General features: G+C 65.2%; 8 protein-coding genes and 1 tRNA gene. 4 read left to right on the forward strand and 5 right to left on the reverse strand.

The features are described 5' to 3' along the window. Nucleotides 1-1149: a tyrosine-type recombinase/integrase gene (locus ACFWCF_RS25815; RefSeq protein ID WP_378567828.1), complete on the forward strand. Its 1149-nt coding sequence runs from the start codon at nt 1-3 to the stop codon at nt 1147-1149. Between the two features lie 136 nt (nt 1150-1285). Here the strand turns inward: ACFWCF_RS25815 and ACFWCF_RS25820 are convergent, their stop codons facing one another. The 4 genes from ACFWCF_RS25820 to ACFWCF_RS25835 form a co-directional block, all read right to left on the reverse strand. After that, the gene (locus ACFWCF_RS25820) at nt 1286-1825 is read right to left on the reverse strand and encodes a GNAT family N-acetyltransferase (protein WP_378567831.1); all 540 of its coding nucleotides are present in this window, start codon (nt 1823-1825) and stop codon (nt 1286-1288) included. Between the two features lie 208 nt (nt 1826-2033). Then, nucleotides 2034-2124: transfer RNA gene (locus tag ACFWCF_RS25825), tRNA-Ser, on the reverse strand. 46 nt (nt 2125-2170) lie between these two features. Next, nucleotides 2171-2647, reverse strand: coding sequence for a nucleoside deaminase (locus tag ACFWCF_RS25830; protein ID WP_378567834.1), 477 nt, complete (start codon nt 2645-2647; stop codon nt 2171-2173). Then, the gene (locus ACFWCF_RS25835; protein ID WP_378492854.1) at nt 2648-3184 is read right to left on the reverse strand and encodes a tRNA adenosine deaminase-associated protein; all 537 of its coding nucleotides are present in this window, start codon (nt 3182-3184) and stop codon (nt 2648-2650) included. Nucleotides 3185-3232: 48 nt separating this feature from the next. On the opposite strand from ACFWCF_RS25835, the gene ACFWCF_RS25840 reads away from it, so the two are divergent. Both ACFWCF_RS25840 and ACFWCF_RS25845 read left to right on the forward strand, forming a co-directional pair. Beyond that, nucleotides 3233-4192, forward strand: a complete 960-nt coding sequence (locus ACFWCF_RS25840; RefSeq protein WP_378567843.1) for a prephenate dehydrogenase — start codon at nt 3233-3235, stop codon at nt 4190-4192. After that, a complete protein-coding gene (locus tag ACFWCF_RS25845; protein WP_378567837.1) occupies nt 4183-5526 on the forward strand; it encodes an amidase in 1344 nt (447 codons plus the stop codon). Before ACFWCF_RS25840 ends, ACFWCF_RS25845 begins: the two co-directional genes overlap by 10 nt. A 3-nt stretch (nt 5527-5529) precedes the next feature. Here ACFWCF_RS25845 and ACFWCF_RS25850 read toward each other — a convergent pair whose 3' ends face one another. After that, entirely contained in the window at nt 5530-6141 is a 612-nt protein-coding gene (locus ACFWCF_RS25850) for a putative glycolipid-binding domain-containing protein (RefSeq protein ID WP_378492852.1), read from the reverse strand. Nucleotides 6142-6421: 280 nt separating this feature from the next. On the opposite strand from ACFWCF_RS25850, the gene ACFWCF_RS25855 reads away from it, so the two are divergent. Continuing rightward, on the forward strand, nt 6422-7606 hold the full coding sequence (locus ACFWCF_RS25855) for a GIY-YIG nuclease family protein (protein WP_378492851.1): 1185 nt from the start codon (nt 6422-6424) through the stop codon (nt 7604-7606). Nucleotides 7607-7779 lie beyond the last annotated feature (173 nt).

The raw sequence follows: 7779 nt of genomic DNA on the forward strand, positions 1-7779 counted from the left end.
GTGGCGACCATCGAGTCGTACGCGACCGCGGCGGGGAAGCGGTACATGGTTCGCTTCCGCACGCCCGACCGCACCCAGTCGAAGAAACGAGGCTTCCGCACCAAGCGCGAAGCAGAGGCATTCGCGGCGACCGTCGAGGTCGAGAAGATGCGCGGTGAATACGTACCGCCATCACTCGGGCGCATCACCGTCGACGAACTGGCGCCCGATTGGCTTGTCCGCAAGCAGGCCGATGTAGCGCCGTCCAACTATCGGACACTCGAGTCGGGCTGGCGTACGCACGTACAGCCGCGGTGGGGAAAGGTACGCATCGCCGACGTCGAACTGTCGCGGGTCGAACAGTGGATTGCGCAGATGCAGCGAGACGGAAGTGGGGCCACGACCGTCGTCCGGTGCTACGGAGTCCTGGCAGGCATCCTCGACGATGCGGTGAAGTCACGCCGACTGGCGAGCAACCCGGCCCGCGGAGTCGAGAACCTGCCCCGCAAGACCACCAAGCGTCACGTGTACCTCTCTGCCGAGGACGTAGCACTACTCGCACGCGAAGCCGGCAAACATCGACCGCTCGTTCTCACTCTCGCCTACACCGGCATCAGGTGGGGCGAGGCGGTCGCCTTGCGAGTCCGCGACGTCGAGTTCCGCCGCCGCCGGCTGACGGTCCACGACAACGCCGTGCAGCTCGGTGTGGACCACGCAGTCGGCAGAACCAAGAGCAAGCGCACACGGTCCGTCCCTGTCCCCATGTTCGTGCTCGATGAACTCGCAGAGCTGTGCAAGGGCAGAAGGCCGGAGGATCTCGTCTTCCCCGGTCCCGAGGGCGCCTATCTTCCCCGGCCGAAGTCGAATGGCGGATGGTTCGCCGGTGCCGTGAAGCGGTCGGGCGTGCAGCGGGTGACTCCACACGATCTGCGACACACCGCGGCCTCGCTCTCGATCAGCGCCGGCGTCAACGTCTTGGCGCTCGCCCGAATGCTCGGCCACACTTCGGCGAAGGTCACGCTCGACACCTACGCGGACCTCTTCGACGGCGATCTGGACGTGATAGCGGAAACCCTCCACACCCGGTACGCGCAGGCAGGCGCTCCCCTCGCGTGCATAACACCGACGCTCCATCCAAACGTGCAATCACAACACCTCTCACCTGCGTGAACGGAACAGAGTTCTCGACGATGGCTGAAAATGAGCGGATGTCAGCCGTCAGGTTCTGGCATGGTCAACGACGATGCCAGGATCGTGTTGAGGACTCTGTCCACGGACGCAGACTCCGGGCTCCAGGTCCCGCGGATCAACCTACGGGAGCAGAACTGCTGTCTCCGGCAGGAAACCGAAAGTAGTCGCAGACGGCACCCGCGTACACGCGTCGGTCCACGTGCTCGAAGCGAACCTTTTCGAGTACGCGCACGCTCGCCTGATTCCCCACCTCGACATGCGCACACAGCCCACTCGACGACCTTTCACGCCCAGGATGTTCGAGATGCCAGTTGACCAAGGCTCTTGCGATCTCCGTCGCGAGACCCTGACCCCACAGGTCTCGGCTCAGGGCATATGTCAGCTCGCGACAGGAGTCGACCTCACCAAACCCTGCGCGACCGATCATGTTGCCGTCGCGGTTTTCCACACGCCACTTGGTCCAGCCCCGAGTCCGCTGCTCACCGAGGTAGCCGTCGAGGCGCGACCGCGCCTCTGCGAGAGTGTCCGGCCGTCCGTGACCGATGAATCGCATAGTGAGTGGGTCGGAGTGCAGAGCGACCAGATCGTCCAAGTCGCCTGGCAGCCAATTCGTAATCGTCAGCCGGTCTGTACTCAGGATGGTGCGACGGCTCATAGCCATCATCCTTGCAGGCTGAGTGCAGCCCGCGATGTGACCACAGCGAGGACCGACACCATGCCGCCCGCGATCTGGACCTGGTCCAGAGACCCTCCACACCCGGTACGCGCAAGCAACTGTGCCCAATGTGTGCCCAAAGCCGACACTCAACCCGGCTGCGCGAACACAAAAAAGTCCCTCACCTGCGTAAACAGGTGGGGACTCTTGGCGGTGGCGGTGGGATTTGAACCCACGGACGGGGGTTACCCGTCACACGCTTTCGAGGCGTGCTCCTTAGGCCGCTCGGACACGCCACCGCTAGAAGACTTTACCGGATCTGGTCGCTGGGTCGAAATCGCCTGGTCAGGAACCGATAGACGGCGTGCGGTGGTCGCGGAAGAACTCTTCGAGCATCGCCGCGCACTCCCCTTCGAGCACACCGCCGCGGACCTCCGGGCGATGCGTGAGCCGGCGGTCCCGCACGACGTCCCACAGCGACCCCACAGCACCGGTCTTGGGCTCCCACGCACCGAACACCACCCGCGACACTCGAGCGAGCACCAGCGCACCCGCGCACATCGTGCAGGGTTCCAATGTCACGGCGAGGGTCGCACCCTCGAGGCGCCAGCCGTCCCCGTACACCTGTGCAGCGGCCCGCAGCGCGAGCACCTCGGCATGAGCGGTCGGATCGCCGACGGCCTCACGCGAGTTTGCGGCACGAGACAGCTCGGTGCCGTCGGGCGCGAACACCGCCGCGCCCACCGGGACATCCCCGGCAGGCGCGGCAGCCGCTGCTTCCAACGCGACCCGGATCAGCTCTTCGTCGTCGCGCAGACCCATCTAGTTCATCTTGTCGAGCGTCGAACTCAGCACGTCGTCGAATCCGAGTCGCTGCGCTATCTCGTCGATCTGCTCGTCGGGATACAGATCCGTCTCAGACAGGATCACCGCGAGCACCGGTTCGGGCAGGCCCATGTCGGCGAGGATCGCGAGGTCGCCTTCCTCCCAGGGCTCCACGTCGTCGAGCTCATCCGGATCGATGTCCGGGATCTCCACGTTCAACGCGTCGAGTACATCGGCTGCGATGTCGTAATCAACGGCCATCGTCGCATCCGACAACAGCAGTTGAGTGCCTGCCGGGGCAGGGCGAACGATGATGAAGAACTCGTCGTCGACATTGAGCAGACCGAACACTGCTCCGGAACTCCGGAGCTCCCGCAATTCCGTCACCGCAGCGTCGAGGCTCGACAACGCCGGCGCTGACAGTGCACGACACTTCCAACGTCCGTCCTCACGCGTCACGGCAACGGCAAAACCTTCGAAGTCCTCTGTCGAACTCACCGCAGGGCTCTTGTCCCCGACACGCTGTGCAGCCATGCGCGCAACGGTAGTCGGCCCGGTCCCACGAATGAAGCCCACCGGTGAATATGCCAATCTGAAGCGGTGTCCACACCTGCCGCCGCTCCCCCCGTCTGTGTCCTCGGCCTCGGTCTGATCGGCGGGTCCGTACTCCGGGCCGCGACAACGACCGGCCGTCGAGCCTGGGGATACAATCGATCCGCGCACGCGGTGGACGCTGCCGTCGCCGACGGGTTCGACGCCTCCACCGACCTCGCAGCCACGCTCGCGCGCGCGGAAGAAACCCAGGCACTCGTGGTGATCGCCGTGCCGGTGCCCGCAGTCGACTCGATCCTGGCTGCGATCGCCGAGCATGCGCCGAACGTGGCACTCACCGACGTAGCGAGCGTGAAGGCACAGATCGCCGACGCGGTCGCAGCGCGCGGACTGTCGCGCCGATTCGTCGGCGGCCATCCGATGGCCGGGACCGCAGAGTCTGGGTGGGAGGCCGGATCTGCAGATCTCTTCCGCGACGCCGTGTGGGTCGTCACCGTCGACGACGGCACCGATCCCGACGTGTGGCAGCAGGTGGCAGGGCTCGCCCTCGACTGCGGCGCAGTCGTCGTCCCCGCCGAGTCCCGCGAACACGATGCGGCGGTCGCGCGGATCTCCCACCTGCCCCACATACTCGCCGAAGCACTCGCGCTCTCCGGGGCCGGCGGCGGCGACCTAGCGCTCGGGCTCGCCGCGGGATCGTTCCGCGACGGCACCCGCGTGGCCGCGACCTCACCCGGCCTCGTCGACGCGATGTGCGAAGGCAACGCGACGGCACTGCTCGTGGCACTCGACGAGACCCTCGACGTCCTGCGTGCAGCACGCGAGCAACTCGCGGACGGCAGCACCGGCGAGCTCACCCGCAGCGGCCATGAGGCCCGCACCCGCTACGAACAGCGCCGGCGCCGGAAGATCGCCGGGATCGTGCCCGGCGACGACAATTGGATCGAACGACTCAGGGACGCCGGGCGGAAAGGAGGTGTGTGGGCGTGACGAATCTTCGTGACACCGCGGCCGCTCTCACCACGAGGAAACTCACCGCGACCGAACACGTCCGCCAGGTCCTCGCCGATCTCGATGCGCTCGACGGCACCCCCTGGTCCAACATCGTGGCCGCCCGCGATGACGCGGCGGCTCTCGAGAGCGCAGCGCGCGCCGACGCCGACATCGCCGCCGGCAACTGGATCGGTCCCCTGCACGGTGTCGCGATCGCGGTCAAGGACAACATCGACGTCGCAGGACTACCGACCCGCTGTGGCAGCAACGTGTTCGCCGACGCACCCGCCGCCGACCGGGACGCCCGTATCGTCGAAAAACTGCGTGAAGCCGGCGCGATCATCGTCGCCAAGACCCACCTGCACGAATTCGCCTACGGACCGACAGGTCTCGTCAACGCCTCGGGCCCTGCTGCTCATCCACACAATCCGGCGCTCATCAGCGGCGGCTCGTCATCCGGTTCGGCGGTGCTCGTCGCGAAGGGCATCGTGCCGGTCGCGGTGGGCACCGACACCGGCTGCAGCGTCCGCACACCCGCCGCATTGTGCGGCATCGCCGGATTCAAGCCGGGCAGCGGCGCGCTCCCTCTCGACGGAGTCTTTCCCCTGTCCACGACCTTCGACCACGTCGGTCTGCTCACCACCGACAGCCTCGACGCAGCCCTCGCATGGGGTGCAGTTCCCGGAGTCGCGCATCTACGTTCCCCCGTGTCGGGGTTGAGGGTCGGCCGACTCCGCGGCGGAATCTGGGACCTCACCGACCCGGAGTTCGACTCCGCGGCAGACATCGCCTGCCGCACCCTCACCGACCTAGGCGCCGAGGTCGTCGACGTCGTACTGCCCGAAACCGACGATCTGCTCGGTGTGTATCCGATCATCACCGGATCCGAGGCATACGAAACGCACCGCGACAGATTCGAGGCCGATCCTGGGCGCTACGAGCCGCCCACTGCGGCACTCCTGGAAGCACAGAGGGATCGGCCTGCGCACGAGTACCTCCGGGCGCTACGAACGGCTCAGAAGCTCCGACACGACGTCCTCCAGCGGTTACGCCGCACCGAGAATCTCGATGCGCTGGTCACTGCCACCACGAGCATCCGCTTCGCGAGCCTGGACAGCGATCCGGCAGAGCTGCGCGCACCACTGCTGCAACGCTGTATTCCGTTCAGCGTGCTCGGCGTACCCGCGATCTCGGTGCCCGCGCCCGGTGCCACCGGAGTCGGGTTGCAGATCGTCGGCCTCACTGCCGGTACCGGCGGCCACGGAAGCCACCCCGCCGAATCCGCTGCACTTGCAGTTGCGCTGGCGGTGGAAGGTGTCAGCGAAAGCTGAAAGCTAGATGCGTTCGGCCAGCCCACGGTAGGTGATGACAAACCCGTCTTCGTCGACGGTCACAGAGGACGACGACACCGGCGACATGACGTGGATCCCGTCGGCGGCGCTGCTGTAGATCACCGTGGCCTCCTGCACCCTCAGGTCCAGCAGGTTGACGTACACGACCGGAACCTCGAGTTCGTCGGCACCTTCCTGCAACCGGTAACGCCTGATCGGCAACGCATTGAAGAAGGGACTGAGGATCACATCGACGTCGAGTGCCCCACCGAAGGATGCCCGCTGGTGGTTCGTACCGCTGTCCACCATCCAGATGCCCTCACCGGAACGGCTGATCGACATGTGCCGTTCGCCGGCCGCCATCGTGGTACGCACCGACAAGCGACGTGTAACTCCGTCCTCGTCGGTAACGAGATCGTAGGAGGCGCTGAACGCCGGATGTTCGGAACATTCGGCCCCGACGATACGACCGGTCGCCTTGACGCGCTGACCGCTCAACTGCACCCGCACCGATTCCATCCGGGGCGCGTCCAGCGACCTCCAGGTCAGGAGCGCGGGCCAGTGGGACGCTGGGTTTGCCGCAGGACGAACGGCATCAGAGTCTGGGCTGCTCACGGTCTACACCGTATGCGACAAGTCGCCGACGAGAGGCATCGGTGCCGGTATTGGAGGCTGCTCGGTACGGAGATGTCTCACGTCGCAGCTCCGCTCCTCGTGAGCGGACATATCTGCAACATCTCTACCTGCACCGATATCTCCCTACCTCGGATCGATCCACTCACCGACCACCCTCGTTGCCCGTCCGGGTACCCACCGTCGAACGAAGATCGAAAACTGGGCGACGCCACCGCCTCGGAATCGGCTCCTCTGCCTTATATTGGCCTAGAGTCGCTTCATGCGCACCGTGTGGACAGTTCCTCTGAACATCGCTCAGACATTGCTGGAATCTCCAGAGATCCAGATGTTCCTGACCAGCAATGAGCTGCCGGACACCGCGGACGATCCTCGCCAGAGACTCTCCGAGTTCACGCTCGCGCTGGGCGCACTGGCACGCAACAGTGGACGCACGTTCGGCTCTGTCGACGCCGCGAACCGCGAATTGTTCGGTGGCTCGGCGGGCGCAGTCCCCGTATCACTGCGTCTGACAGTTCTGCGCGCAATCGTCGCCAAGGTCGACGATCGAACACCGACACCCGGACCACTCCAGAAGAACGTGATCGATCAGCTCGGTGCGTATGTCTACGCGATCGTGGACACCCGCGACCGGAGCATCCTCTACGTCGGAACCGGCCGAGCCAATCGCATCTTCACGCTCACCTGGACTGCACTGGGTGAAACCCACAAAATCGAGGACTCGAAAGAGAAGGCACCCCTCGCGACTCAGGAGACCAAGGCAGCAATTCGTCGCATCAAGGCGGTGTACGACTCCGGATACTCCGTCGAGCACTTCATCATCGCCGACGCGCTGCGCCCCGCGGCCGATCCCGAGCACACAGCGAGCGATGTCGCACAGGCTGTCATCAGTTCGCTCGGTCTGCTCGAACCGCATCGAGGCGAACCTGTCCTGACGAATCTGGCAGGCACCAACGAGGAATCCGAAGCAGACCGCACCGCAATTCCGATCTCGGAGATCGTTCGTCAGTATTCTGCGCAGGCAGCTCCTGAGCCGCCCACACCCTGCGTGGTTCTGCGCATCAACGAGGCGAAGAAAGCTTCGACGGAGGCTGTCCGTGAACTCGCGTCACGGCCCTGGCCCGCCGGAACCGCAGCCCGAGGAATCGACGGACTGCCGATCATCGTCGTCGCCGACAACATCGTGCGCGGCGTCTATCGCGCGACCGGGTGGGAAGCCGGCGCCCGCACCGAGGAGAACGGCGGTACGATTCTCTACCGATTCCGCGGAGAAGCCGATCCCGAACTCGAAAAGGCCTTCGTCAATACACGTCTGACGCCGGATCGTTTGGGACTCAAGCGTTGGCCGACAAGCGGGTGGGCACCCCGACTGACTCGTGCACTTCCGCGGCCGGGGGGGCATCCGGTTTCGAAGCCGGCAGCGCGACCGAAATCGTCCCGCTTCTGATCAGAACAGATAAAGAAAGTGGGGCAGGTCCGGATTGATTCCCGGACTCGCCCCACTTCTGTTCAACCCCTACAACACAAAACACGGAAGGGGCCCACACAATGTGTGAGCCCCTCCCGGAACGGGTGTTCGGCGGTGTCCTACTCTCCCACACCCTGTCGAGTGCAGTACCA

This window comes from Rhodococcus sp. NPDC060090 (genome assembly GCF_042729855.1).
Taxonomy (GTDB): domain Bacteria; phylum Actinomycetota; class Actinomycetes; order Mycobacteriales; family Mycobacteriaceae; genus Rhodococcus.